The 1,116-nt window shown below is 56.2% G+C and carries 2 protein-coding genes; both read left to right on the top strand.

Annotated features, from left to right (window positions below):
- On the top strand, positions 1-854 hold an 854-nt coding region (locus AC1D1Z_RS37665; RefSeq protein WP_477853934.1), incomplete at its 5' end, for an ABC transporter substrate-binding protein.
- Between the two features lie 41 nt (positions 855-895).
- Positions 896-1,116 (top strand): helix-turn-helix domain-containing protein (locus tag AC1D1Z_RS37660; RefSeq protein ID WP_477853932.1); only part of this gene is annotated, 221 nt, incomplete at its 3' end.

Genomic DNA, 1,116 nt, shown 5'->3' with positions numbered 1-1,116 from the left:
CTGTTGCATTGATCGGATTTTCTGGAACTGCGCCTGTTGAAGCGCTGATTCAGGAAAAGGTACTGGCTGTGGCCGGCATTCCTTTGGTCGGGCCACGAACGGGGGCTGTCTCGCTTCATCAACCGGTAGACCCCTGGATTTTTCACACCCGCGCCAACTATGCCCAGGAGGTGCAGAAAATCGTGTCCCACATGAACATCATCGGGCACAAGCGTATCGCCGTTCTCTACGAGAAGAGCCCGTTTGGCGTTGAAGGTTACGACAGGGCGCTACGCGCGATCAAGGGGAAAAACCTTCAGCTCTCGGGCAGTGCGAGCTACGAATACGGCACGACAAATGTCAGTGAAGCGGTCGCAACGATTCTCAAGGCCAAACCCGACGCGGTTATTTCAGTGGCGACGAGTGCCGCGACCGCCGAGTTCTACAAGAATTTTCGTCAAGGTGGAAGTTCGGCGTTTGTCGTCGCCCTTTCCGTCACCGACGGTGCCGCGGTCGTGAAAAGAATCGGCAAACAGGCCGCCTACGGCTTGGGCATAGCGCTGGTGGTGCCCGATCCGTCCAGTAAGACCTCCACGCTCATCAGGGAAATGCAGGAGGACCACAAGAAATTTGGCGTCCCGGGGTCTGATTTGAACCTGGCAGTGACTGAAGGCTACATTGCGGCCAGGGTACTGACCGAGGGCCTGAAACGCGCCGGACCGATTCCCACTTCTGCGAAGCTGAAACGTTCCCTGGAGTCATTGAGGGATTTAAATCTCGGCGGATTCTCTGTTAATTTTTCCCCGACAAATCACTCGGGCTCGTCGTATGTCGACATCATCGTACTGGGCCCTGACGGTAGAATGCTTCGCTAACTCAAACATACCCGTTGAAGCAAGCCAGCGGCAAGAAGGCAATGGACTATAACGTAGCGTCGGTAGATGAAGCACTCGGCTTATTGATGCTCGTAGCCCAGAACCCCGGCCTGGGTGTGACCGAGCTTTCCAAAAGATCTGAAATTACCAAAGCCAGGGCGTTCCGCCTTTTGAGCACGCTGGAGCGGCGCGGTTTCGTGCAGCGATCGGGTGACGCGGCCACCTACCATCTCGGCTACAACGCATTGCTTGTGGGGTTGGC

Source organism: Rhizobium sp. P1_E1 (genome assembly GCF_056406015.1).
Note: the sequence above shows the minus strand (reverse complement) of the source record. Positions and strands in the feature narration are given on the sequence as shown.